This window comes from Cupriavidus sp. USMAHM13 (assembly GCF_001854285.1).
GTDB lineage: Bacteria > Pseudomonadota > Gammaproteobacteria > Burkholderiales > Burkholderiaceae > Cupriavidus > Cupriavidus malaysiensis.
The window spans coordinates 159,257-181,759 of record NZ_CP017751.1 but is presented as its reverse complement, the minus strand read 5'-3'; the positions used below and the strand labels follow the sequence as shown (position 1 = coordinate 181,759).

General features: G+C 70.1%; 26 protein-coding genes and 3 tRNA genes. 22 read left to right on the top strand and 7 right to left on the bottom strand.

The window, feature by feature from the left end; translation table 11 throughout:
• Nucleotides 1-96: 96 nt before the first annotated feature.
• The 3 genes from BKK81_RS00945 to BKK81_RS00935 form a co-directional block, all read right to left on the bottom strand.
• Nucleotides 97-318: a hypothetical protein gene (locus BKK81_RS00945; RefSeq protein WP_071010270.1), complete on the bottom strand. Its 222-nt coding sequence runs from the start codon at nucleotides 316-318 to the stop codon at nucleotides 97-99.
• A 175-nt stretch (nucleotides 319-493) separates the two neighbouring features.
• Nucleotides 494-1,147, bottom strand: a complete 654-nt coding sequence (locus tag BKK81_RS00940; protein WP_071010268.1) for an exonuclease — start codon at nucleotides 1,145-1,147, stop codon at nucleotides 494-496.
• A 24-nt stretch (nucleotides 1,148-1,171) separates the two neighbouring features.
• Complete coding sequence (locus BKK81_RS00935; protein WP_071010266.1) at nucleotides 1,172-1,822, bottom strand: MBL fold metallo-hydrolase; 651 nt, start codon at nucleotides 1,820-1,822, stop codon at nucleotides 1,172-1,174.
• A gap of 248 nt (nucleotides 1,823-2,070) precedes the next feature.
• On the opposite strand from BKK81_RS00935, the gene BKK81_RS00930 reads away from it, so the two are divergent.
• Nucleotides 2,071-2,889 carry a septal ring lytic transglycosylase RlpA family protein gene (locus BKK81_RS00930; protein WP_071010265.1) on the top strand — a complete coding sequence of 273 codons (819 nt, stop codon included), beginning with the start codon at nucleotides 2,071-2,073 and terminating at the stop codon, nucleotides 2,887-2,889.
• Nucleotides 2,890-3,046: 157 nt separating this feature from the next.
• Here BKK81_RS00930 and rsmI read toward each other — a convergent pair whose 3' ends face one another.
• Nucleotides 3,047-3,952 (bottom strand): 16S rRNA (cytidine(1402)-2'-O)-methyltransferase, encoded by a 906-nt coding sequence (rsmI, locus tag BKK81_RS00925; protein ID WP_071010263.1) that lies wholly within the window; start codon nucleotides 3,950-3,952, stop codon nucleotides 3,047-3,049.
• 14 nt (nucleotides 3,953-3,966) lie between these two features.
• Here rsmI and BKK81_RS00920 point away from each other — a divergent pair, with 14 nt between their 5' ends.
• The 20 genes from BKK81_RS00920 to BKK81_RS00825 all read left to right on the top strand — a co-directional run bounded on the left by BKK81_RS00920 (nucleotide 3,967) and on the right by BKK81_RS00825 (nucleotide 18,122).
• Entirely contained in the window at nucleotides 3,967-4,350 is a 384-nt protein-coding gene (locus BKK81_RS00920) for a YraN family protein (protein WP_071010261.1), read from the top strand.
• A gap of 154 nt (nucleotides 4,351-4,504) precedes the next feature.
• Entirely contained in the window at nucleotides 4,505-5,092 is a 588-nt protein-coding gene (locus tag BKK81_RS00915) for a phosphoheptose isomerase (RefSeq protein ID WP_071010259.1), read from the top strand.
• A gap of 50 nt (nucleotides 5,093-5,142) precedes the next feature.
• Complete coding sequence (locus BKK81_RS00910; RefSeq protein WP_071010257.1) at nucleotides 5,143-6,030, top strand: BON domain-containing protein; 888 nt, start codon at nucleotides 5,143-5,145, stop codon at nucleotides 6,028-6,030.
• Between the two features lie 139 nt (nucleotides 6,031-6,169).
• Nucleotides 6,170-6,520: a c-type cytochrome gene (locus BKK81_RS00905; protein WP_071010255.1), complete on the top strand. Its 351-nt coding sequence runs from the start codon at nucleotides 6,170-6,172 to the stop codon at nucleotides 6,518-6,520.
• A gap of 1 nt (nucleotide 6,521) precedes the next feature.
• Nucleotides 6,522-7,784 (top strand): NAD(P)/FAD-dependent oxidoreductase, encoded by a 1,263-nt coding sequence (locus BKK81_RS00900; RefSeq protein ID WP_071010253.1) that lies wholly within the window; start codon nucleotides 6,522-6,524, stop codon nucleotides 7,782-7,784.
• 115 nt (nucleotides 7,785-7,899) lie between these two features.
• Nucleotides 7,900-8,322, top strand: a complete 423-nt coding sequence (locus BKK81_RS00895; protein WP_071010251.1) for an ArsR/SmtB family transcription factor — start codon at nucleotides 7,900-7,902, stop codon at nucleotides 8,320-8,322.
• Between the two features lie 72 nt (nucleotides 8,323-8,394).
• Complete coding sequence (soxC, locus tag BKK81_RS00890) at nucleotides 8,395-9,777, top strand: sulfite dehydrogenase (protein WP_071010249.1); 1,383 nt, start codon at nucleotides 8,395-8,397, stop codon at nucleotides 9,775-9,777.
• 40 nt (nucleotides 9,778-9,817) lie between these two features.
• Nucleotides 9,818-10,879, top strand: a complete 1,062-nt coding sequence (locus BKK81_RS00885) for a c-type cytochrome (protein WP_156811330.1) — start codon at nucleotides 9,818-9,820, stop codon at nucleotides 10,877-10,879.
• Between the two features lie 123 nt (nucleotides 10,880-11,002).
• A complete protein-coding gene (locus BKK81_RS00880) occupies nucleotides 11,003-11,329 on the top strand; it encodes a c-type cytochrome (protein WP_071010247.1) in 327 nt (108 codons plus the stop codon).
• A 236-nt stretch (nucleotides 11,330-11,565) separates the two neighbouring features.
• On the top strand, nucleotides 11,566-12,021 hold the full coding sequence (gene soxY / locus BKK81_RS00875) for a thiosulfate oxidation carrier protein SoxY (protein ID WP_071010245.1): 456 nt from the start codon (nucleotides 11,566-11,568) through the stop codon (nucleotides 12,019-12,021).
• A 69-nt stretch (nucleotides 12,022-12,090) separates the two neighbouring features.
• Nucleotides 12,091-12,402, top strand: a complete 312-nt coding sequence (gene soxZ / locus BKK81_RS00870; RefSeq protein WP_071010244.1) for a thiosulfate oxidation carrier complex protein SoxZ — start codon at nucleotides 12,091-12,093, stop codon at nucleotides 12,400-12,402.
• Nucleotides 12,403-12,518: 116 nt separating this feature from the next.
• On the top strand, nucleotides 12,519-12,971 hold the full coding sequence (locus tag BKK81_RS00865) for a DsrE family protein (RefSeq protein ID WP_071010242.1): 453 nt from the start codon (nucleotides 12,519-12,521) through the stop codon (nucleotides 12,969-12,971).
• A 79-nt stretch (nucleotides 12,972-13,050) separates the two neighbouring features.
• On the top strand, nucleotides 13,051-13,878 hold the full coding sequence (gene soxA / locus BKK81_RS00860) for a sulfur oxidation c-type cytochrome SoxA (RefSeq protein WP_071010241.1): 828 nt from the start codon (nucleotides 13,051-13,053) through the stop codon (nucleotides 13,876-13,878).
• A gap of 17 nt (nucleotides 13,879-13,895) precedes the next feature.
• A complete protein-coding gene (gene soxX / locus BKK81_RS00855) occupies nucleotides 13,896-14,558 on the top strand; it encodes a sulfur oxidation c-type cytochrome SoxX (RefSeq protein WP_071010238.1) in 663 nt (220 codons plus the stop codon).
• Nucleotides 14,559-14,571: 13 nt separating this feature from the next.
• Nucleotides 14,572-15,105 (top strand): TlpA disulfide reductase family protein, encoded by a 534-nt coding sequence (locus tag BKK81_RS00850; protein WP_083383861.1) that lies wholly within the window; start codon nucleotides 14,572-14,574, stop codon nucleotides 15,103-15,105.
• Between the two features lie 184 nt (nucleotides 15,106-15,289).
• On the top strand, nucleotides 15,290-17,011 hold the full coding sequence (gene soxB / locus BKK81_RS00845) for a thiosulfohydrolase SoxB (protein ID WP_071010236.1): 1,722 nt from the start codon (nucleotides 15,290-15,292) through the stop codon (nucleotides 17,009-17,011).
• A gap of 72 nt (nucleotides 17,012-17,083) precedes the next feature.
• Nucleotides 17,084-17,159 (top strand) — tRNA-Ala (locus tag BKK81_RS00840).
• 379 nt (nucleotides 17,160-17,538) lie between these two features.
• Nucleotides 17,539-17,742 carry a hypothetical protein gene (locus tag BKK81_RS00835; RefSeq protein WP_083383860.1) on the top strand — a complete coding sequence of 68 codons (204 nt, stop codon included), beginning with the start codon at nucleotides 17,539-17,541 and terminating at the stop codon, nucleotides 17,740-17,742.
• 163 nt (nucleotides 17,743-17,905) lie between these two features.
• Nucleotides 17,906-17,981 (top strand) — tRNA-Glu (locus BKK81_RS00830).
• A gap of 64 nt (nucleotides 17,982-18,045) precedes the next feature.
• A tRNA-Asp gene (locus BKK81_RS00825) sits at nucleotides 18,046-18,122 on the top strand.
• 590 nt (nucleotides 18,123-18,712) lie between these two features.
• On the opposite strand, the gene BKK81_RS00820 is transcribed toward BKK81_RS00825, so the two are convergent.
• The 3 genes from BKK81_RS00820 to BKK81_RS00810 form a co-directional block, all read right to left on the bottom strand.
• Nucleotides 18,713-19,336, bottom strand: coding sequence for a DNA-3-methyladenine glycosylase I (locus tag BKK81_RS00820; RefSeq protein ID WP_071010231.1), 624 nt, complete (start codon nucleotides 19,334-19,336; stop codon nucleotides 18,713-18,715).
• 157 nt (nucleotides 19,337-19,493) lie between these two features.
• Nucleotides 19,494-20,804: an MFS transporter gene (locus BKK81_RS00815; RefSeq protein ID WP_071015876.1), complete on the bottom strand. Its 1,311-nt coding sequence runs from the start codon at nucleotides 20,802-20,804 to the stop codon at nucleotides 19,494-19,496.
• A 177-nt stretch (nucleotides 20,805-20,981) separates the two neighbouring features.
• A complete protein-coding gene (locus BKK81_RS00810; protein ID WP_071010229.1) occupies nucleotides 20,982-21,284 on the bottom strand; it encodes a hypothetical protein in 303 nt (100 codons plus the stop codon).
• A gap of 327 nt (nucleotides 21,285-21,611) precedes the next feature.
• Here BKK81_RS00810 and BKK81_RS00805 point away from each other — a divergent pair, with 327 nt between their 5' ends.
• Complete coding sequence (locus tag BKK81_RS00805; RefSeq protein ID WP_071010227.1) at nucleotides 21,612-22,499, top strand: DODA-type extradiol aromatic ring-opening family dioxygenase; 888 nt, start codon at nucleotides 21,612-21,614, stop codon at nucleotides 22,497-22,499.
• Nucleotides 22,500-22,503 lie beyond the last annotated feature (4 nt).

The following is a 22,503-nucleotide window of genomic DNA, read 5'->3' as shown; positions in this document are numbered from 1 at the left end:
CTTCCACTGCCCCTTCCACTGCCCCAGAAAGAGGCCGGCCCCCATTCTCATGGGGGCCGGCCCGGTCAGACAGACAGTCTGCTTCAGGCGGGTCGTCTAGCCGACACCCAGCCAGTGCATGGCCTCCTGACCGAAAGCGATGCCAGCGAACACGAACAGCAATACCAGCAGGGCGATGGTGGCGACATAGAGCGTGGCCTTGGCGGCTTCCGCATCGTCGTCCAGTGAGTGCATCAGGTGCGGCGCGGGGTGGCTCGGACGCCCCCGGTGCAGCCGTTCGGCAAGCTGCCGCCAGTGCAGATCGGGGTGGAAACGCATGATGGACACCTCCTCCGCCCGGGTCGCCCGCAGGCGTAGCCGCGGCACGCAACGGCCGGCAGTGGCACCCTGCCGCGCCCGGCCCGTCGCCTCTCCCTATCACTATAGGCGGCCATCCGCGCGCTCGCCCAGGGCGCACAAGGGCCGAGCGGGCGCTGGCCCACCCGGCGGCGGCTCACGCCGGGCCGCTATCGGCCGCCAGCGGAGTGGCACCGGCAGCGCCCGCGCCATCGGCCGCCGCGGCGGCCTGCCGTGTGCGCAGCGCGGCCAGCATATTGCAGAAGAGAGCGCCCTGTTCCAGCGCATCATCAAGCGCCACGTGGGTATGCGGCAACGGATCCTTCCACTCGGCGGGCAAGGCCGGCTTGACGGTACGGCGGTAGGGCAGCCCCGTCAGCGCGAAGCCGAGCGTCTTGATGTCGAGCGCGGCCCAGCCGAACGGCGAGCGGCCGGCGAAGCGCATCATGTACCAGAACATCCAGGTGAAGTCGAAGCCGGCCGGGAAGGCCACGAAGACCGGCTTGCCGGGCAGGCTCTCGACCCATTCGACGTAGCGCGGCAGCGCTTCCTCGGGCGCCTGCAGGTCGCGCCGGCAGGCCGCCCAGGCTTCCGGCTGCGTCTCCCACCAGCGCATCTGCACCGGATGGCCGCTGGCGCCCGGCAGCGTGTGCAGGTTGGCCGAGAAAGTCCCCACCACGGTCTTGTCGGCCAGCATGGCCGCCGAGGCGAAGGAGAGCATGGAGTGCGGCCCGGGGATCGGGCCGTCGGCCTCGATGTCGGTGCTGACGTAGATCTCGGGCCGCGTATCGGGAGCCTGGTGCTTGGCCATGGGGTATGCGCCTGGCCGCCGGGCTCAGGCGGCGTCGATCAGGTGGTCGGCGACGTAGGGGTTGTGCTTGCGCTCCTCGCCGAAGGTCGAGACCGGGCCGTGCCCGGGCACGAAGGTCACGTCGTCGCCCAGCGGCCACAGGCGCGTGCGGATCGCGCGGATCAGGTCGGCGTGGTTGCCGCGCGGGAAGTCGGTGCGGCCGATCGAGCCGGCGAACAGCACGTCACCGACGATCGCCAGCCGGTGCGGCCGCGAGAAGAACACCACGTGGCCCGGGGTATGTCCCGGGCAGTGATAGACCTCGAGCGTCTCATTGCCGAACTGGACCGTGTCGCCGTTCTCCAGCCAGCGCTCCGGCTCGAACACCTCGGCATGGCCGAAGCCGAAACGCCGCGTCTGCTCCGGCAATTGCTCGATCCAGAAACGCTCGTCGCGCTGCGGCCCCTCGATGGGAATCCCCAGTTCGCGCGACAGCGCGGCCGCGCCGGCGCAGTGGTCGACGTGGCCATGCGTCAGAAAGATTTTCTCGAGCGTCACACCCTGTTCCTTGACCGCGGCCAGGATGCGGTCGAGATCGCCGCCCGGGTCGCAGACCGCGGCACGGCCGCTGCTCTCGTCGATCAGCAGTGAGCAGTTTTGCTGGAAGGGCGTAACCGGGATCAGCAGGACTTTCATGGTGGACGTCTGGGGTGTCGGCGCCGCGCCGGACGCGCGGAAACTGTGGCCGCATTGTAGCCTCCGGCCCCGTTTCGCGCCGGATGCGGGCCGTCTGGGTGCCGTATGATGCATGTCAAGACAAAGGGGGGTGATTCCCCGCAATCCCGCGCCAGCTGGTGGATTGCGCGGAATTGCCCTGGCGATCCGGACATTTCGTAACAAAATCGGTGCAGTAGCGGCATTCGCATGATGCTAGACTCCGCCCGATGCGCACGCTGCTCCGCTTCCCCTCCGACCTGCGACGCCTTGCCCGCTTCGGCGCGCACGGCGTCTGCGCGCTCGCGCTGAGCGCCTGCGCGCTGCCGCCTACCGCCGGCCCGGGCGATGCCGATTCGCCGCAGCCGCTGGCGGCGAAGCGCACGCCGGCTGCCAACCGTCCCGCGACGGCCAGGTCCGGCCTCTCCGCGCATGCCCAGGCCGGCGCCAGCGACGAGCGCGGCAGCGGCTGGAACCTGTTCTCCTGGGGCAACGACGACAGCGCTGCCAACGGCGGCAATGGCGGGGACGCCGGCCTCGGCCGCCAGGGCTCGCTCGACGGCCTGCGCGCGGACCTCGGCACTTTCGAGGAGCGCGGCTCTGCCTCCTGGTACGGGCGCGGCCTGCACGGCCGCCGCACCGCCACCGGCGAGCGTTTCGACATGCGCGCCATGACCGCCGCCCACCCCTCGCTACCGCTCGACAGCTGGGTGCTGGTGCGCAACCTGCGCAATGACAAAGTGGCCGTGCTGCGCATCAACGACCGCGGCCCCTATCATGGCAACCGCATCCTCGACGTCTCCTACGCGGCGGCCAAGCGCCTCGGCTTCGTCGACCACGGCGCCACCCAGGTGGAGATCCGCCGCCTGTCGCGCACCGAAGTGGCGGCGCTGGGCCCGCAGGCCGGCGTGGACAACAGCGTGGCGGACGAGGCCGGCGGCGATGCCGACGATGCCGATGCCGACACCACCACCAGGACCAAGCACTCGCGCGCCGCACGCAAGACCAGCAAGACGCGCAAGGCCGCGCCCAGGCACAAGGCCCGCTGAGCGCAGCAGGCGGGAGCTTGCCGGCCTGTGGATAACTTCCAGCGCTGCATCCCTTCCGGCCCCGGCCGGGCACATCCCCACGCCGTTGCCGTTGCCGTACGCGCGTGCGCCGCGACGCCGCCGGCACCGGTACCGCGGCCGCGCCCTATGTCACCCGCTATGCCGCGCCGTCATCGCCACGCCGCGCCAGCGCCAGCCGGTACAGCGCATCGGTCTGCGCACCGGTGATGGCGGCCGCCAGCTTGGCCGCGCGCTTGGCCGGCAGCTCGGCCAGCAGCAGATCGAGCACCCGCTGCGCCTGCGCATCCGGCGCGCCGTCCGCCGCCACCGCGGCCGCCCCTTCGACCACCAGCACGAACTCGCCCTTGGCGCGCGCCGCATCGGCCGCCAGCCAGCCCGGCGCCTCGGCCACGCTCAGCACCGGCGTTTCCTCGAACAGCTTGGTCAGCTCGCGCCCGATCAGCAGGCGGCGCGTGCCGGGCAGGCCCTCGGCCAGCGCCGCCAGCGTCTCGGCGATGCGGTGGGGCGCCTCGTAGAGGACCCAGGCATGGTCGAGCCCGGCCAGCCCGGCGATGGCCTCGGCCCGCGCGCGCGCCTTGGACGGCAGGAAGCCGACGAAGGTGAAGCGGCCCGCACCGGTATCCAGCAGGCCGCCGGCCACCGACAGCGCCGCCACCGCGGCGCTTGGCCCCGGCAGCGGCACCACGGCGTGGCCACCCGCGCGCGCCGCCTCGACCAGGCGCGCGCCGGGGTCGGAAATGCCCGGCGTGCCGGCATCGGACACGTAGGCGATGCGCTCGCCCGCCGCGAGCCGCGCGACGATGCGCCCGGCCGCCTCGCGCTCGTTGTGCTCGTGCACCGCCACCAGCGGGCGTTGCAGGCCCAGGCGGGCGAGCAGCTGCCCGGTGTTGCGGGTGTCTTCGCAGGCAATGGCATCGACCAGGCCCAGCACGTGCAGCGCCCGCAGCGACAGGTCCGCCACGTTGCCGATCGGCGTCGCCACCACGTACAGCGTGCCGGCAGGGTAGGACTGGCCGGCCGCCAGCGAGATCCAGTCACTCATCTTGGGAACTTCCTTTGCATCGCTCATCCAATACCATCGCAAGGACGCGCGGCGCCCAGGCCGAGGCCCGGGCGCTGGCGCACCTGCAGCGGCACGGTCTCGTGCTCGCCGCCCGCAATTATCGCTGCAATGGCGGCGAGATCGACCTGGTGATGCAGGAGGCGGATGGCGGGCTGGTATTCGTGGAGGTGCGCCAGCGCAGCAGCCGCGCCTTCGGCGGCGCGGCGGCCAGCGTGACGCCAGCCAAGCAGCGCCGCGTGCTGCTCGCCGCCAGCCATTTCCTGGCGGCATGGCCCGCCGTGCCGGGCTGCCGCTTCGACGTGGTGGCCATCGATGGCGCGAGGCTGGAGTGGCTGCAGGGTGCCTTCGGGCAGGAAGCCCTGGAGAGCGGCGACTGAGGCCGCCGGCGGCCGGCCGCTGCGTCATAATGCGCCTTGCCGCGGGCCACGCAGGTGGCCCCGGGTGGCGCAGGCAGCGCGGACCATAGGATAGGACAGCGCAGGACAGCACAGGACAGCAAGCAGAGCAGGCGAAGCAGGCCGGCCGGACCCCATGAGCATTGACAGCATTCACCAGCAGTTCCTGGACAGCGCGGAGACCAAGCGCCGCGCCGCGGCCGAGATGGCGCCGCACATCGAGGCCGCGATCGAGCGCGTGGTCGGCGCGCTGACCAGCGGCAACAAGATCCTCGCCTGCGGCAACGGCGGCTCGGCTGCCGACGCCCAGCATTTCGCCGCCGAGCTGGTCGGCCGCTTCGAGCGCGAACGGCCCGGCCTGGCCGCGCTGGCCCTGACCACCGACAGCTCCATCCTCACCGCGATCGGCAACGACTACGATTTCAGCGTGGTGTTCGCCAAGCAGGTCGAGGCGCTCGGCCAGCCGGGCGACATCCTGCTGGCGATCTCCACCTCCGGCAATTCGCTCAACGTGATCCGCGCCATCCAGGCTGCGCGCCAGCGCGACATGTCGGTGATCGCGCTGACCGGCAAGGGCGGAGGCGAGATCGCCGCATTGCTCGACGAATTCGACGTGCACCTGTGCGTGCCGAGCGAACGCACCGCGCGCATCCAGGAAGTGCACCTGCTCACCCTGCACTGCCTCTGCGAAGGCATCGACGAGGCCCTGCTCGGCGAAGGCTGAGCGTGCCGCACCCGCCCCCCGATCCGCATCACAGCCACAGCAAGGACCGCATGACGACGAACCCGCATCCCCAGCAAGACTCCCTGGCCAGCCGGCAGGCAGCGCGCCACGCCGTGCCCGCGGGCCTGCCGCGCCTGGCCCGCACCCTGGTCACCGTGGCGGCGCTCGCCGCGGCGGCCACCCAGCTGACCGGCTGCTTCCCCGTGCTGGCCGGCGCCATGGCCGGCGGCGTGCTGGTCGCCACCGACCGGCGGCCCACCGCCGTGCAGACCGTCGACCGCGGCCTGCAGATCGAGTCCGAAAGCACGATCAACTCGCGCTTCGGCGACCGCGCCCGCGTCAACGTGACGGTCTTCAACCGCAAGGTGCTGTTGACCGGCGAGGCCCAGAACAACGACGTCAAGCAGCAGGTCGACCAGTACGTGCGCAGCCTGCCCAATGCGCGCGAAGTGATCAACGAGATCGAGGTGGTCTCCTCCCCGTCCTTCATGACGCGCAGCGAGGACGCCTTCATCACCAGCAAGGTCAAGACCCAGCTGATGACCGCCGAGGGGGTGCCGTCCAACTCCATCAAGGTGGTGACGGAAAAGGGCGTGGTCTACCTGCTCGGCATCGTCACCAATGCCGAAGGCGACCGCGCCACCGACGTGGCGCGCAATGCGGGCGGTGTCAGCAAGGTGGTCAAGACCTTCGACTACATCAGCGAGGCCGAACGCGACCGACTCGACAAGGCCGCCAACGCGCAGAACCAGACGACGCCGGGCCAGCAGCCCGACGACGGCGTGCGCAACGGCCTCGACAACGCCCCCGCAGCGGGCGCCGCCCCGGCGGCAACGGGCTCGCCGGCCAGCGCCGCCCCCGGCGGCGCCGTGACCAGCCCCGTCACCAGCCCGGTCACCTCGCCGGTGCCGCTGCCGCCGGGCCGCAACCTGCCCTGACGTTTCCTGCCACCGCCGGCGCGCATGCCGGCGGCGGCACGGACACCCCGCCACGCACGCGGGGCGATGTGCCAGGATTGCCACGCCACGCGCGGCGGCACGCGCGACCGCATCACCCATCCGCCCCCGGAGCGACACCATGCGCAAGACCCACCTGCCGGCCATGCCGGCGTTGCTGGCAGTGTGCGCGGCTATCGCAGCGCTTGCCATGCCCGGCCGCGCGGCCGCCGATGACGACCGGCCGCTGCAGGCGCGCGCCTGGGCCGCGGCCTGCGCCAGTTGCCACGGCTTCGGCGGACAGCAGCCCGCGGGCAGCCCGATCCCGCCGCTGGCCGGGCGTCCGGCCGCGCGGATCGCGTCGCTGATGGCGGACTTCAAGGCGGGCCGGCGCGACGGCACCGTGATGCCGCAGATCGCCAAGGGCTACAGCGAAGCGCAGATCGCGGCCATCGCCGCCTGGTTCGCCGCGGCACGGCCGCAAGGAGACTGAGATGCGCAGACGCCGATTCCTTGCCGCCGCCGCGGCCCTCGCCGCCGGCATGCCGGCGGCGCGCGCACGATCGGCCGCGCACGCCAAGGTGGTGGTGGTGGGCGGCGGCTACGGCGGCGCCACCGCGGCGCGCTACCTGCGCGCCTGGAGCGGGGGTGCCATCGACGTGACCCTGGTCGAGCCCGACACCAGCTTCGTTTCCTGCCCGCTCTCCAACCTGGTGATCGGCGGGGCCCGCACCATGGCCGACATCACCGTGCCCTACGATGCGCTGGCCGCGCGCCACGGCGTGCGCCTGGCACGCGACCGCGCGGTGGCCATCGACGCGCAGCGGCGCCAGGTCCGCCTGGCCGGCGGCGCGCTGCTGCCCTATGACCGGCTGGTGCTGTCGCCCGGTGTCGACTTTCTCTCGGCCGAACTGCCCGGCCTGGCCGGCCCCGGCGGCGAGCACATCCTGCATGCCTGGAAGGCCGGACCGCAGACGGCGGCGCTGCGCGCGCAGCTCGAGGCCATGCGCGATGGCGGCACCTTCGTCATCGCCATCCCGCTGGCGCCCTACCGCTGCCCGCCCGGCCCCTACGAGCGCGCCTGCCTGGTCGCGCACTACCTGAAGCAGCACAAGCCGCGCAGCAAGGTGCTGATCCTCGACGCCAATCCCGACGTGACCTCCAAGGGCGAGCTGTTCAAGCGTGTGTGGGCCACACAGTACGCCGGCATGGTCGAATACCGGCCGCAATACGCGGCGGTCGACGTCGATGCCGCCACGCGCACGCTCAAGTTCGAGATACAGGAAGACGAGCGCGCCGACGTGCTCAACCTGCTGCCGCCCCAGCGTGCCGGCGCCATCGCGGTCGCGGCGGGGCTGGCCACCGCCAACGGGCGCTGGTGCGAGGTGGACTTCCTCACCTTCGAGTCGCGCGCCGCAGCGGGCATCCACGTGCTCGGCGACGCCATCCAGATCGCACCGCTGATGCCGAAATCCGGCCACATGGCCAACCAGCACGGCAAGACCGCGGCGGCCGCCATCGTCGCCCTGCTGTCGGGACAGGCTCCGGATCCGGAGCCGCTCTACAACAACACCTGCTACAGCTTCACCAGTGCGACCGAAGCCGTGCACGTGGCCAGCGTGCACCGCTACGACGCAGCGCAACGGACCATGCTGACCGTGCCCGGCGCCGGCGGCCTGTCGGCCGCGCCGAATGTGCAGGAGGGCATCTACGCGCAGGCCTGGGCGCGCGGCATCTGGAGCGAGATGCTGGGTTAGTCCACGGCGTCATTCGAAAGGCATCGCCGCCAGGGGCGCGCCTTCTCTGACGCAATGGATTAGCCGCCCGGCATGCCGCCGCCCCTGCTGCCGCGCAGCAGGGGGTTAACGATATATGCGCATACACGCATATAGGCATATATTGGACGCCATGGAAGAACTGGACCGCGTGTTCGAGAAGGTATCGGGCTACTTCAGCCTGCTGGCGGAGCCGACCCGGCTGAAGATCCTGCACGCGCTGTGCGACGGCGAGAAACCGGTCGGCACCGTGGTCGAGACGGTGGGTTCGTCGCAGACCAATGTGTCGCGCCACCTGAACGCGATGTATCGCGCCGGCGTGCTGGCGCGCCGCAAGGAGGCCAACCTGGTCTACTACGCGATCGCCGACGAGAGCGTGGTGGCGCTGTGCCGCTCGGTGTGTGTGCAGGTGGCGAGCCAGCTCGAAGACGAGGCCCTGACGCCGACCGTGGTGGACCGCTTCATGCCCGGCCAGCCTGCGCCTTCCGCGCCTGCGCGCAAGCGCGCCGCGCGGCGCTGAGCGGCCCCGGGCAGGCCGGCACCGATCACGCATGACAAGGCACGCCGCCAGAGCGTGCCGGAGGAGACCGCCGTGCCGGACCATGCCAGGCCCGGGCGCGTGTTGCGCGCGCCGGAAGGCTTCATTCCCGCATCCCTGCAGCAGCAGATCACGCGTCACGGCCTCGACGACGCGCGGCGTGCCTTCCTGCGCCGCAGCTTCGCCGGCGCCACCGCCGCTGCGGTCGCCGCGGCGGGGCTGGCGCGCGGCGCGCACGCCGCCGGGAACACCGAGGCGGCCGCCACCCCCGGCGAGGGCGACCCCGCCATCCTGACCCCGCAACCCTGGGCCACCTCGCTCGGCCAGCCGGTCGCGGCGCGTCCCTATGGCCAGCCCTCGCAGTACGAGCAGAACCTGGTCCGGCGCGAATCTCCCGGGCTGACCCGCGTCGCGGCCGCCTCGGTCGCCTTCGCACCGCTGCAGGGCCTGTTCGGCATCATCACCCCCAACGGCCTGCACTTCGAGCGGCACCACCAGGGCTGGCAGGACATCGATCCGGCGCGCCACCGCCTGATGGTCAACGGGCTGGTGCGCGAAGCGCGCGTCTACACCATGGACGACCTGATGCGCCTGCCCGCGGTATCGCGCATCCACTTCATCGAGTGCGGCGCCAATACCGGCATGGAATGGGGCAATGTGGCCGTGCCCACGGTGCAGTACACGCACGGCATGCTGTCCTGCTGCGAGTTCACCGGCGTGCCGCTCAAGGTGCTGCTCGAGGACGCAGGCGCGGACCTGCGCCGCGGGCGCTACCTGCTGGCCGAGGGTGGCGACGGCTCGTCGATGACGCGCACCATCCCGATGGAACTGGCCGACGAGATCCTGGTGGCCTGGGGCATGAACGGCGAGATGCTGCGCCCCGAGAACGGCTATCCGCTGCGCCTGGTGGTGCCGGGCGTGCAGGGCGTGTCCTGGGTCAAGTGGCTGCGCCGGCTCAAGCTGGGCGACCAGCCCTGGAATACCAAGGACGAGACGGTGCACTACGTCGACATGATGCCCGACGGCATGCAGCGCCAGTACACCTCGATCCAGGAATGCAAGTCGGTGATCACCACGCCATCGGGTGGCCAGGTGCTGGTCGGGCGGGGCTTCTACAACGTCAGCGGACTGGCCTGGTCGGGGCGCGGGCGCATCCGCCGCGTGGACGTCTCCACCGATGGCGGCCGCAACTGGCGCACGGCGCGGCTGGAGACGCCCGTGCTGTCGAAATGCCTGACACGCTTCAACCTGGACTGGGTCTGGGACGGCGGGCCCGCCATCCTGCAGAGCCGCGCCATCGACGAGACCGGCTATGTGCAGCCGAAGATGGCGCAACTGCGCGCGGTGCGCGGCAAGCGTTCGATCTACCACAACAACGCCATCCAGAGCTGGCAGGTGGCGCCCGGCGGCGAGGTGTCCAATGTCCAGGTGGATTGAGCGCGGCGCACGGCATGCGCCGGCCCTGGCCGTGCCGGGGATGCCTCTCGTGCGCATCGCGCTCGTCTCGCTCGTTGCCATGGCCGCAACCGGGCCGGCGCTCGCGGCGGCAGCCACGGATGCAACGGCGGGGGCCCGCACAGCGCTGGGCCGCGCCGCCACCCCCGCCGAGGTGCGCGCCTGGGATATCGACGTGCGCGGCGATTTCCAGGGCCTGCCGCGCGGGCAGGGCAGCGTGGCGCAGGGCCAGCAGGTATGGGACGGCAAGTGCGCTGCCTGCCACGGCGAATTCGGCGAATCCAACGACGTCTTCTCGCCGCTGGTAGGCGGCACCAGTGCGGACGATATCCGCCGCGGCCGCGTGGCAGCGCTGACCGGCAACCAGCCCTACCGCACCACGCTGATGAAGGTCAGCACCGTCAGCACACTGTGGGACTACATCCGCCGCGCCATGCCGTGGAACGCGCCGAAGAGCCTGTCGACCGACGAGGTCTACGCGGTGACCGCCTACCTGCTCAACCTGGGCGACATCGTGCCGGCCGACTTCGTGCTGAGCGACACCAGCATCGCCGAGGCGCAGCAACGCATGCCGAATCGCAACGGCATGACCACGGCCCACGGCATGTGGCCGGGACGCGGGCGCCCGGACACGCACAACACGGCCTGCATGCGCGACTGCCAGGCCTCGGTGACGCTGCTGTCGTCGCTGCCCGACTACGCGCGCGATGCCCACGGAGACCTGGCGCGCCAGCAGCGCGGGTTCGGCCCGACGCGCGGCCTGCATACGGCACCGGCCGGCGCCAGCGCGGCGATGGCCGGTGCCGTCGATGGCACCGCGCCTGCCGCGCCGGCTTCACCAGTCGATGCCCTGGCGAGCCGCTACCAGTGCGTGGCCTGCCACGCCGCCGGACACAAGCTGGTCGGACCGTCGTTCGCCGACATCGCGCGCCGCTACCACGGCCAGGACGCGGCGGCCACGCTGGCGCGCAAGGTGAGGGATGGAGGACAGGGCGCCTGGGGCAGCCTGCCCATGCCGCCGCAGGCGCAGGTGCCCGAAGCCGACCTGCAGGCGCTGGTGGGGTGGATTCTTCAGGCAAAATAGCGCACTGGCCGCCATTGCGCCCCCGCGGCGGCCGGTGCTGCCGCGCCGCAAGGGGCAAGGCAGGATCCGCGCGGCCCCACCCGCCGTTCCCACGGCCATTAGAAAATCTCGGAGCACAAGAGAATGAAGCAGTTTGTCATCGCCACGCTGATGCTGGCAGCCGCCGCGTCGGCGCACGCCGTCGATGCCGCCAAGGCGCAGGAGATCGCCAATAAGAACGCCTGCATGGGCTGCCACCAGGTCGACAAGAAGCTGGTCGGCCCCGCCTTCAAGGATGTTGCCGCCAAGTACAAGGGCGACAAGAATGCCGAGGCCGCGCTGATCAAGAAGGTCAAGGGCGGCGGCTCCGGCGTCTGGGGCCCGATCCCGATGCCGGCCAACGCCGGCGTCAGCGATGCCGACGTGAAGACCGTGGTGGAGTGGGTGCTGGCGGGCGCCCCGGCCAAGTAAGGCAAGTCCGGCGGCGGCCCGTGCGGGGCGCCGCCGGCGCGGGATCCGGCGCCATGCCGGTTCCCGCGCGACCAGACGATGCGACGAGACCGCGTAACAAGCCTACGTGGCAAGTCCGCGCCACAAGTCCATGGGATAGCGCGGCACGACAATCGAGCATGAACAGGCCGCGCAGCCATCCCGGGCGGCGGCGGAGCCCGGAACGGGCGGGAGCGGAGACGCAGGAGAAAACCTCAATGAATGTGAAACGACGAGACATGCTGCGCATGACGGCGGTGCTGTCGCTGATGGCGGCCACCGGCCTGATCAGCGAAGCGCAGGCCGCCGAGTGGAACAAGGTCGCCTTCGACGGCAAGAGCGTCGCCGACGTGATCAAGGCCCTGGGCGGCAGCGGCACCGAGAAGAGCACGGCCATCGTGTTCACCGCGCCCGACATCGCCGAGAACGGCGCCGTGGTGCCGGTGGCGGTGACCAGCAATATCCCCGGCACCGAGCAGATCGCCATCCTGGTGGAAAAGAACCCGAACACGCTGGCGGCCGACTTCGCCATCCCCGCCGGCACCGAGCCCTTCGTCTCCACGCGCGTGAAGATGGGCCAGACCTCGGTGGTGGTCGCGGCAGTCAAGGCGGGCGGCAAGTGGTATGTGGCGTCCAAGGAAATCAAGGTGACGCTGGGCGGCTGCGGCGGCTGACGCCGGCGCCCGCGACCGTCATCCCAGGCAGGCGGAGCCGCCTGGATTCAGCCGTAACAGGAGAGCAGCATGGCAGACCCGATGCGCGTACGCGCCACCGAGAACGGTGGCGTCGTCGACGTCAAGATCCTGATGAAGCACGACATGGAGACCGGCCAGCGCAAGGACGCGTCCGGCAAGACCATCCCGGCCTGGCATATCCAGACCGTGGTGGCGCAGTGCAATGGCAAGGAAGTGTTCCGCGCCCAGTTCGGGCCGGCGGTGTCGAAGGACCCGTTCCTGAACTTCAAGTTCAAGGGCGGCAACAAGGGCGACAAGGTCACCGTGACCTGGGTCGACAACCACAACGACAGCCGTACCGACTCGGCCACCATTTCCTGATCCGGCCGGGCCCGGCGGCATGCCGGCGGGATTCGGCGCCGTCTGCTAAGGTTCAGTTCCTGCCGGCCATCCGGTCCCGCGCCGTCGCGCGGGGGAGTCGGTGTGAAAGGAACAGCATGCGGCGAGCATTCATGCGAGCAACGGCGGCCCTGGCCGCCATCGGCCTGGCGGCCAAGGCCTCGGCCCAGGCCGGCCCGGAAGGACGCAAGGGCGGGCGGGTCAAGGTGGTCTACCAGTTGTCGGAAGGCATCGACCAGGCGGTGCGCGCCATGGCCAACCTGCGCAACCACCTGAACGGCGCGCCCGGCACCAAGATCGTGGTGGTGGCCTTCGGCTACGGGGTGGACTTCCTCGTCGAAGGCGCGCGCGACGCGCGCGGCAATACCTTCGAGGCGCCGGTGAGCGCGCTGGCCTCGGACGGCGTCGAGTTCCGCGTCTGCCACAACACGCTGGCGGCGCGCAGGATCTCGGAAACGAGCCTGCTGATGGAGGCCAAGGTGGTGCCGGCCGGCGTGGTGGAAGTGGCGCGCCTGCAGTTCGACGAAGGCTACGCTTATATCAAGCCCTGAGCCATCGAGCCTGGCGGCAGGGAAGAACGGACAAGAACGCAGCGGCGTGCCAGCCGGCGCGACCGCGAGGAGAAGCCCCATGAAACACATCCGAGCCTCGCTGCTGCCGGCGGCAGCGCTCGCCGCCGCGGCGGCGGCCGTGCTGGCGGCCGGCGCCGCGCGTGCGCAGGACAACACCGCCGCGGAAATCGCCAAGTACCGCCAGATGCTGGCCGAGGGCAACCCCGCCGAACTGTGGGAGGCCGCCGGCGAGGAACTGTGGAAGAAGCCCGCCGGCCCCAGGAACGTCTCGCTGGAACAGTGCGACCTGGGCAAGGGGCCGGGTGTGGTCAAGGGTGCCTATGCGGAGCTGCCGCGCTTCTTCCCCGACACCGGCAAGGTGATGGACCTGGAGCAGCGCCTGGCCTACTGCCGCGTGACGCTGCAGGGCCTGACACGCGACGAAGCCATGCGCAATCCCTTCTCGGCGCCGGGCAAGTCGTCCGACATCGAGCGGCTGGTGGCCTATATCACCTCCGAATCGCGCGGCCTGCCGATGAACGTGCAGCTCAAGCACCCGGAAGAGAAGCGGGTCTACGCACTCGGGCAGAAGATGTTCTTCTACCGCGGCGGCGCCTATGACTTCGCCTGTGCCACCTGCCATGCCGTCGACGGCCAGCGCATCCGGCTGCAGGACCTGCCCAACCTGCTGACGCAGAAGGGCGCCCAGGCCGCCTACACCACGTGGCCGGCCTACCGGGTATCGCAGGGCGAGGTACGCACCATGCAGCACCGTCTCTACGACTGCCTGCGCCAGCAGCGCTTCCCCGAGCCCGCCTACGGCTCTGACGTGATCACCGCGCTGTCGCTGTTCCTGGCGCGCAACGCCAACGGCGGCGCCTACGACGGCCCGTCGATGAAACGCTGAGGCAGGGGAGACGCGAGATGAAGCCATATCAGACCCACCGCGCGGCATTCGCCGCCGCCATCGTGGCCGCCGCCTGCCTGGGCACGGCCGCGCACGCGCAGGACAGCGGCAAGGCCGCACGCGCGCCCGCCGTCAGCGACGCCGACATGCGGCACCTGATCGAACAGTCGTTCAGCTCCAAGGGACCGGCCACGGTGGCCGGCGTGCTGGAGCAGGACACCATGCAGCAGGCCTGCAGCCAGTATCCGGACCGCAGCAAGGTGCCGGAAAAGGTGGCCAGGAAAATCGAGGCCGCCGAGCTGAAGCAGGTCAAGTACCCGGCCGACAAGACCTGGCTGGGTGACTGGAAGGAAGGCGAAAAGGTCGCGCAGAACGGCCGCGGCATGCAGTTCAGCGACCCGGTCGGCGGCACCAATGGCGGCAACTGCTACGCCTGCCACCAGCTGACCAAGGCCGAGATCTCCTTCGGCAACATCGGGCCCTCGCTGTACCAGTATGGCAAGCTGCGCGGCAATTCGGAGGCGGTGCTCAAGTACACCTGGGGCAAGATCTGGGATTCCAGCGCCTACGCCGCCTGCTCCAACATGCCGCGCTTCGGCCACCAGGGCATCCTGACCGAGCAGCAGATCCGCGACGTGATGGCGTTGCTGCTGGACCCGGCCTCGCCGGTCAACCAATAAGGCGATGACGGCCATGCCCACCCCCGTCGCCAAGCGCCCGCCGTCGCCGCGCGCGGCGGGTTTGCGCCGCGCGCTCGCCGGCGGCGCCGCGGCGCTGGCGCTGCTGCAGGCCGGCGCGGCACTGGCGCTCGAGGTCGGCGACACCGTGCGCCTGCCGGCGCTGCAGTTGCTGGACGGCCGCACCGTGCCCGCCTCGCAGTGGGCCGGCAAGCCCGTGGTGATCGAGGTGTGGGCCTCCTGGTGCCCGTTCTGCGCGCTGCAGAATCCCCGCCTGCAGAAGCTCTACGACGCGACCCGCGGCACGCCGCTGCAGGTACTGGCGATCAGCATCGACAAGACGCCGGCCGAAGCGGCCGCCTACCTGAAGAAGCACGGCTACACCTTCCCCGCGGCACTCGAGACGCCGGCGCTGCGCGCCGTCGTCGGGCCGCGCAAGGGCCTGCCCGAGCTCTACGTGCTCGATGCGCACGGGCGCGTGGTGCAGAAGGAGGTGGGCGAAATGCTGGACGACGACGTGGCGGCGCTGGCCAGGTACGCGCGGCCCTGAGGCCGCTCCCCTTCCGGTGGCCTGCCGCGCGCTGGGCACGGCGGGCCGGCCCGGCGGCACAAGAAGACGGCAACACGACAACACAACGACACGACAGGACCGCGTGCGCACTGCGCAGCGGCACGACATGCGCTGCCGCGCCCGGCTTGGTCCGGACGCGGCGGCCCTGGTACAGGAAGAGACGATGAACCGACGCGAGTTCCTGCAGGTGCTGGCCGTGGCCGGCGCCGCCGGCATGACCTTTCCCGCGCGCGAGGCCGAGGCCGCGCAGCAACTGCGCGATCTCTACGCGCTGCCGCGCTTCGGCAACGTCCACCTGCTGCACTTCACCGACTGCCACGCCCAGCTGCGCCCGGTCCATTTCCGCGAGCCGGATGTCAATCTCGGTATCGGCGACTACGCCGGCAAGCCGCCGCACCTGGTCGGCGCGGCCATGCTGCGCCACTACGGCATCGCGCCCGGCAGCGCGCAGGCCTACGCCTTCACCTGTCTCGACTTCGCGCAGGCCGCGCGGCGCTACGGCAAGGTCGGCGGCTTCGCCCACCTGGCCACGCTGGTCAAGCAACTCAAGGCCGGGCGTCCCGGCGCGCTGCTGCTCGACGGCGGCGATACCTGGCAGGGCTCGGCCACGGCCCTGTGGACGCGCGGGCAGGACATGGTCGAGGCGGCGCTGGCGCTGGGCGTCGACGTGATGACGCCGCACTGGGAAATGACGCTCGGCGCCGAGCGCGTCAAGGAGATCGTCGAAGGCGACTTCAAGGGCAAGGTGTCGTTCCTCGCGCAGAACATCAAGACCAACGACTTCGGCGACCCGGTCTTCGATGCCTACGTGATGCGCGAGATCAACGGCGTGCCGGTCGCCATCATCGGCCAGGCCTTCCCCTATACGCCGATCGCCAACCCGCGCTACCTGGTGCCCGACTGGACCTTCGGCATCCAGGAAGAGAACCTGCAGCAGGTCATCGACGAAGCGCGCGCCAAGGGCGCCGCCGCCGTGGTGCTGCTGTCGCACAACGGCATGGACGTCGACCTGAAGCTGGCCTCGCGCGTACGCGGCCTCGACGCCATCCTCGGCGGCCATACGCACGACGGCGTGCCGGCGCCGGTGCAGGTCAAGAACCCGGGCGGCGTCACCCTGGTCACCAATGCCGGCTCCAACGGCAAGTTCCTGGGCGTGCTCGACTTCGACGTGCAGGGCAAGCGCGTACGGGATTTCCGCTACCGCCTGCTGCCGGTCTTCTCCGATGCGCTGCCGGCCGATCCCGCCATGGAAGCCCTGATCGGCAAGCTGCGCGCGCCCTACGAAGCGAAGCTGGGCGAAGTGCTGGCGATCAACCGCGGCCTGCTGTACCGGCGCGGCAATTTCAACGGCACCTTCGACCAGCTGATCCTGGACGGCCTGATGCAGATGCAGGATGCCCAGATCGCCTTCTCGCCGGGCTTCCGCTGGGGCACCAGCCTGCTGCCCGGCGAGGCCATCACGATGGAACACCTGATGGACCAGACCGCCATCACCTACCCCTACACCACGGTGACACCGATGAGCGGGGAGACCATCAAGACCATCCTGGAAGACGTGGCCGACAACCTGTTCAACCCCGACCCCTACTACCAGCAAGGCGGCGACATGGTGCGCGTGGGCGGCCTGCAGTACGCCATCGAGCCCAATGCGCCGATGGGCAAGCGCATCCGCGACATGCGCCTCGATGGCCGGCCGCTCGAGGCCGGCAAGACCTACAAGGTGGCGGGCTGGGCACCGGTGGCCGAGGAAGCGCGCCAGGCCGGCGGCCGCCCGGTCTGGGACGTGATGGCCGACTGGCTGCGCGGCCAGCGCGAGGTCGATGCCCGCCCGCTCAACGTGCCGCGCGTGCTCGGTATGGACGGCAACCCCGGCATGGCGGCCTGAGCGCGTGCCGTCGCATGCCGGCGGCGGCCGGCTTGAATGCTGTCGGAAACTTGCGCTACAATCCTTCGCTACGGGCCGATAGCTCAGCTGGGAGAGCGCTGCGTTCGCAATGCAGAGGTCGGGAGTTCGATCCTCCTTCGGTCCACCAGGATTTCCTTCAACGCCCCGGAACACGCTGTGTTCCGGGGCGTTGTCGTTTCTGCCGGCAGGCCCGGCGGCATTCGGGCGGCATGCGCCCGCTGCGCAGCGCGGATGGCCGCGCGCGCGACCATCCCCACGCACGCTCTCCCACCGCCGCGACGGCGAAGGCCCGGCAAGACCCGTGACCGCCTCATGGCCGATCCTCTCCCGCCTCGATATCGCTCGCCCAACGCTGCGCCCAGGCATTGAGCGGCAGCATCAGCTCCAGCAGTTCGACGCAGCGCGCCGTCAGCACATAGACCGAGCCATCGTGGTCGAGCCGTTGCGCGGCGCGCGGCGGCCCCGGCGATGCCCGCTGGCTGCCCGAGGAAGCCGACCTGATCCGCTTGTGTGACGCGCTGCATCGCGACTGCGATGTGGACGACGCGCTGTGGGCGCGCCTGCGTACCCGCTACAGCGAGGAGGCCATGCTGGCGTTGCTGATGCTGGCCGGTTCCTATCGCACCGTCAGCTACCTGACCAATGCCCTGCGCTTGCCGCTGGAGGCCGGCGCACGACGCTTTCCGCACAGCATGCCGGCAGGGAATTGAGCGGCGCCCGGCCCGGTTTGCATCCGCTCGTACGGCGCATTTCCATGGTCTCTGCAAAAACCTGGGCATGGGGGCTTCACAATCGCAAAAGGTCGCGTTACAATCGCGCCCCTCGCGACGCAAAACGCAACACAGCGCGAAACGCGTCGATGACCTGGTTCCTGTCCCCTTCGTCTAGAGGCCTAGGACATCACCCTTTCACGGTGAGTACAGGGGTTCGAATCCCCTAGGGGACGCCAAATCCGCGCGGGCCGCCAACAGGCGGTTTGCGCGTGGCGGCGGTGGCGAGAGCCACCGCGCCAGGGAGTGGTAGTTCAGTTGGTTAGAATACCGGCCTGTCACGCCGGGGGTCGCGGGTTCGAGCCCCGTCCACTCCGCCAGCACCAGAAGCCCGCCGATGGCAACATCGGCGGGCTTTTTTCTTTGTCGCGCCTCTTCGTCGCGCAGCACTCGCTGCATTCTGCTGCATCGCGATGCCCCCAACCGCCGTATACCCCGCCCGCCGCACCGCCACCCCGCATCCAGGCAGGCTGTGGATAGATGCCCCGCCAGGCTGGGGATAAGCCGCTGGACAAGTTGTGCCCTGCCTGGGGGCGCCTTGTGGGGCGTATACGGAGAACTCCCCACGTATACCTGCCGCCCTTCCGTATCCGCAAGACTTATCAGCGTTTACCCGCCTTTGCTCCTAGCACTTATCGATCACTCAAGTCATTGAATTGAAACAAAAAAAGTGGCTTATCCACGGCAATGGGTGCCGTTTACCTACTACTACTATTTTTGTATACGTAAACAATATTGAAACCAGACGAGAGATCGTTGTCGTATACGCCGGCGCAGGCAGGATCTGTCTTACTGCGGCCCGCTCGCGCGGGGAGCGCGGCGGCGTATACGTTCAGCGTCCTGGCTTCGTTCTGGCCCGCGCATCGCCGCCGGTTTACGCGATGTACTGCTGCCGGACGTTTACCCCGGTTTACTTCGGCACCTTGAAGGCCTTGCGCGCCCGCCGAACCGCCTCGCCGGCGGCACAGCCCTCCTGGTGATCGTTGACCAGCCCCATCGCTTGCATCAGCGCGTACATGGTGGTGGGCCCGACGAAGCGCCATCCGCGCCGCTTCAGGTCCTTGGACAGGGCGGTGGCCTCGGGCGAGGTGGTCATGGCACGCAGCACCTCCGGAGTGAGCCGGTCCGGGCGGCTGGCCGGGTCCGGCTCGAAACGCCAGAAATATGCAGCCAGCGAGGATTCGCTTTCCAGCAGCTCGCGCGCACGCTGGGCATTGTTGATGGCCGCCTCGATCTTGCCGCGGTGGCGCACGATGCCGGCGTCGCCCAGCAAGCGCTGGATGTCGCGCTCGCCGAAGCGGGCCATCTTGTCGATGTCGAAATTGGCGAAGGCGCGGCGGAAGGCCTCGCGCTTGCGCAGGATGGTCAGCCAGCTCAGGCCGGCCTGGAAGCCTTCCAGGCACAGCTTCTCGAACAGCCGGCGGTCGTCGTCCACGGGGAAGCCCCATTCGTGGTCGTGGTAGTGGCAGTAGTCCTCTAGGGTTCCGCACCAGCCGCAGCGTTGCGGTGCCGGTGGGGTCTTGTCCTGGTTCATGGTCGCTCGTCTCCTGGCAGGCCTTCCATGGTAGCCGCAGGCAGCGGCGCAGGCATCACCGGCCGCGCCGCGATCATGCCAAGGACCGCGCCAGGAATCGCGGCAACAAAAAAGCCAGCGCATGGCTGGCTTTGGGCAAAGGCCGGGGCGCGGGCGTTCAGGCCAGCGGCTTGCCGGTGCGGTCGTGCATGAAGAGCAGCGCGATGAAGCTGGCGATGGCGGCCGCGATCACGTAGAAGGCGGGGGCCAGCTTGTTGCCGCTGGACTCGATCAGCCACGTCACGATCAGCGGGGCGAAGCCGCCGAAGATGGTGACCGCGAAGTTGTAAGCCAGCGACAGGCCGGTGGAGCGCACCTCGGTCGGGAACTGCTCGGCCAGCACCGCCGGCGCGGGACCGGTGAAGGCTGCCAGCAGCACGCCCAGCACGACCTGTACCTGCAGCAGAGTCTGCGAGGTCGGGCTCAGGTTGAGCCAGTGGAACAGCGGGTAGGCGAGCACGCCGATCGCCAGCGCCACCACGCCCAGCATGCGCTTGCGGCCGATGCGGTCGGACAGGGTACCCATCACAGGGCACAGCACCAGGATGATGGCGCCGCACAGGGCGGTCGAGTTGAAGGTCGCGCCCAGCGGCAGGCCCAGCTGCTGCTTGGCGTAGGACGGCATGTAGAACACCAGCACATAGGTGCAGACCGTCCACAGGATGGTCACGCCCAGCCCGGCCACGACCTCGCGCGGATGGTCGCGCAGCACCTGCGACAGCGGCGAGAACTTGACCTTGGCGGCCTGGCGCTCGGCGCGCTGCTGCTGGAAGGCGGGCGGCTCTTCCAGGTGGGAGCGGATGTACATGCCGACCGGACCGATCAGCAGGCCGAACAGGAAGGGGATGCGCCAGCCCCAGGCATCTACCTGTGCCGGCTCCAGGCCATTGATGACCAGCGCGCCCATGGCCGCGCCCAGCATGAAGGAGATGCCCTGGCTGGCCTGCTGCCAGCTGGCGTAGAGGCCGCGCTTGGCATCGGGCGAATTCTCGATCAGGAAGGCGGTCGCGCCGCCGACCTCGCCGCCGGCGGAGAAGCCCTGGATCAGGCGGGCCAGCACGATCAGCGCCGGGGCCCACATGCCGATCTGGTCATAGGTGGGTGCCAGGCCGATGATGGCCGTGCCCAGCGCCATCAGCAGGATGGTCAGGGTCAGCGCAGCCTTGCGGCCGACGCGGTCGGCGTAGACGCCCAGCACGATGGCGCCGACCGGCCGCATGAAGAAGCCCACGCCGAAGGTCGCCACGGTCAGCAGGAAGGAGGTCAGGTCATTGCCGGTGGGAAAGAACAGCTTGGCGATGATGACGGCGAAGAAGCTGTAGACGGTGAAATCGAACCACTCCAGGCCGTTGCCGATGGTGGCCGCCAGGATGGCCTTGCGCCGATGGGCGGGCGAGACTTGTTGGGTTGGGTAGGCAGTGCCTTGCATGATGTTGTTGTGGTGTGCTGCGATGAAGAAAACCAGGGGCCTCGCGGCCACCTGCCTGGAATATTAAGCGATCCGGCGCAGCCGTCACATGGCGGGAGCGGCGCGGACGGCTTCGGCCGGCGGGCAGGTGCGGTGCGGGGTGCGAGGCCAGGGGCGAGGTCGGGAAGCCGGGCCGTCTCAGCCGGCGCGGTGGCGCGACGGCGCCGCGGGCGGCGCTTCGCGCCGGCGCCCGTCCTCGGCGGCGGGGCGCCGGCGGCTTGTCCAAAGGCGCAGGCCTGAAAGCAGCCAGCCCGCCACGAACAGCGTGTCGCCCGCATGGTTGAGCAGCGCGGACAGCGTGCTGCCGCCGAGCGCAGCCAGCAGGTCGGCCGGCAGCCGCGCGATGGTCCACAGCGCCACCGCAGGCAGGCTGGCGAACAGTCCCGGCTGCCACCAATGCGCCAGGGGCAACTTGAGCCAGGGTGGGGTCCGCTTCGCCACGTTGTTCTCCTGCCGGCGCGCCGGGCGCCGTATCGGCGGCCGCCGCAGGCGGCCCTGACTGCATCATAGGCCGATTGCGCCAGCCGCGCAGCGGGGCCGGGCCGCGGCCTGGTGCGGCACCGGACGTGATGCGGAGGCGCCACGTCCGCCGCCACCGCACCGTGCGCGCGGCGACGGCGCAGGGACGCTGGCGGCAGCTTGCGCCAATCGATTCAAAATTATTGAGCGAGGTGTCCGTATCGCTTGACCGTGCGATCTGCTCTTCTTTGCCAAACTTGTATGCAGCCACACAAAGCATTTGAAGAGAAGATTCCAAGGACAGACGCCATGCTTCCCTCGCTTTACCTCTCGCACGGTTCTCCCATGCTGGCGCTCGACCCCGGCCCGACCGGCGCGGCATTCGACGCCCTCGGCGACCAGCTGCGCCGCTCGCCGCCGTGCGCCGTGCTGGTCATCTCGGCGCACTGGATCTACAGCACGCTGGCGGTCAGCACGCGCGAGCGCCAGGAAGCGTGGCACGACTTCGGCGGCTTCCCGCGCGAGCTCTACGCGCTGCGCTACGATGCGCCCGGCGCGCCGGCACTGGCCGCGCGTGTCAAGGAACTGGTGGAAGCGGCGGCGATTCCGGGCGCGGCTTTCGTCGCCGAGGACGAGGACCGTCCGCTCGACCACGGTGCCTGGCTGCCGCTGCGCCACCTGTTTCCCGCTGCCGACGTGCCGGTCGTGCAACTGGCGCTGAATCCCTACCTGCCGCCCGCCACGCAGATCGAGATCGGCCGCGCACTGGCGCCGCTGCGCGACGAGGGCGTGCTGGTGATCGGCTCGGGCAGCTTCACCCACAACCTGCAGGATGTGTTCGGCAGCGGCGGCCACCGCACGCAGCACGGTCCGGCGCCGGAGCCCTATGTCGAGGCCTTCCGCGGCTGGATGCTGGAGGCGCTCGATGAAACGCTGGCCACCGGCGACACCGCGCGGCTGGCCGACTACCGGGCGCAGGCGCCGTACGCGCGCCGTGCCCACCCGACCGACGAGCACCTGCTGCCCTTCTACGTGGCGCTGGGCGCCGCGCTGGGCCCGCGCGATGCGTCCGCGGGCGCATCCGCCCACGTCCAGGCTGCGCGCGTGGCCGACGAGGTCACCTACGGCGTGCTCGCCATGGACAGCTTCGTCTTCGACGGCCTGGGCACGCCGCAACGGCAGCCCGCAGCAGCCTGATTCC

Excerpts from the sequence above, each read along its gene's own strand:
- BKK81_RS00850 (WP_083383861.1), top strand. The coding sequence starts at position 14,572 with ATGCCCACCCCCGTCGCCAAGCGCCCGCCGTCGCCGCGCGCGGCGGGT.
- BKK81_RS00815 (WP_071015876.1), bottom strand. The coding sequence starts at position 20,804 with ATGCAAGGCACTGCCTACCCAACCCAACAAGTCTCGCCCGCCCATCGG.
- BKK81_RS00945 (WP_071010270.1), bottom strand. The coding sequence starts at position 318 with ATGCGTTTCCACCCCGATCTGCACTGGCGGCAGCTTGCCGAACGGCTG.
- BKK81_RS00900 (WP_071010253.1), top strand. The coding sequence starts at position 6,522 with ATGCGCAGACGCCGATTCCTTGCCGCCGCCGCGGCCCTCGCCGCCGGC.
- BKK81_RS00940 (WP_071010268.1), bottom strand. The coding sequence starts at position 1,147 with ATGGCCAAGCACCAGGCTCCCGATACGCGGCCCGAGATCTACGTCAGC.
- soxX (WP_071010238.1), top strand. The coding sequence starts at position 13,896 with ATGAAGCCATATCAGACCCACCGCGCGGCATTCGCCGCCGCCATCGTG.
- BKK81_RS00935 (WP_071010266.1), bottom strand. The coding sequence starts at position 1,822 with ATGAAAGTCCTGCTGATCCCGGTTACGCCCTTCCAGCAAAACTGCTCA.
- soxY (WP_071010245.1), top strand. The coding sequence starts at position 11,566 with ATGAATGTGAAACGACGAGACATGCTGCGCATGACGGCGGTGCTGTCG.
- BKK81_RS00930 (WP_071010265.1), top strand. The coding sequence starts at position 2,071 with ATGCGCACGCTGCTCCGCTTCCCCTCCGACCTGCGACGCCTTGCCCGC.
- BKK81_RS00880 (WP_071010247.1), top strand. The coding sequence starts at position 11,003 with ATGAAGCAGTTTGTCATCGCCACGCTGATGCTGGCAGCCGCCGCGTCG.
- soxZ (WP_071010244.1), top strand. The coding sequence starts at position 12,091 with ATGGCAGACCCGATGCGCGTACGCGCCACCGAGAACGGTGGCGTCGTC.
- BKK81_RS00905 (WP_071010255.1), top strand. The coding sequence starts at position 6,170 with ATGCGCAAGACCCACCTGCCGGCCATGCCGGCGTTGCTGGCAGTGTGC.
- BKK81_RS00805 (WP_071010227.1), top strand. The coding sequence starts at position 21,612 with ATGCTTCCCTCGCTTTACCTCTCGCACGGTTCTCCCATGCTGGCGCTC.
- BKK81_RS00895 (WP_071010251.1), top strand. The coding sequence starts at position 7,900 with ATGCGCATACACGCATATAGGCATATATTGGACGCCATGGAAGAACTG.
- soxB (WP_071010236.1), top strand. The coding sequence starts at position 15,290 with ATGAACCGACGCGAGTTCCTGCAGGTGCTGGCCGTGGCCGGCGCCGCC.
- BKK81_RS00820 (WP_071010231.1), bottom strand. The coding sequence starts at position 19,336 with ATGAACCAGGACAAGACCCCACCGGCACCGCAACGCTGCGGCTGGTGC.
- BKK81_RS00865 (WP_071010242.1), top strand. The coding sequence starts at position 12,519 with ATGCGGCGAGCATTCATGCGAGCAACGGCGGCCCTGGCCGCCATCGGC.
- soxA (WP_071010241.1), top strand. The coding sequence starts at position 13,051 with ATGAAACACATCCGAGCCTCGCTGCTGCCGGCGGCAGCGCTCGCCGCC.
- BKK81_RS00910 (WP_071010257.1), top strand. The coding sequence starts at position 5,143 with ATGACGACGAACCCGCATCCCCAGCAAGACTCCCTGGCCAGCCGGCAG.
- BKK81_RS00915 (WP_071010259.1), top strand. The coding sequence starts at position 4,505 with ATGAGCATTGACAGCATTCACCAGCAGTTCCTGGACAGCGCGGAGACC.
- rsmI (WP_071010263.1), bottom strand. The coding sequence starts at position 3,952 with ATGAGTGACTGGATCTCGCTGGCGGCCGGCCAGTCCTACCCTGCCGGC.
- BKK81_RS00885 (WP_156811330.1), top strand. The coding sequence starts at position 9,818 with ATGCCTCTCGTGCGCATCGCGCTCGTCTCGCTCGTTGCCATGGCCGCA.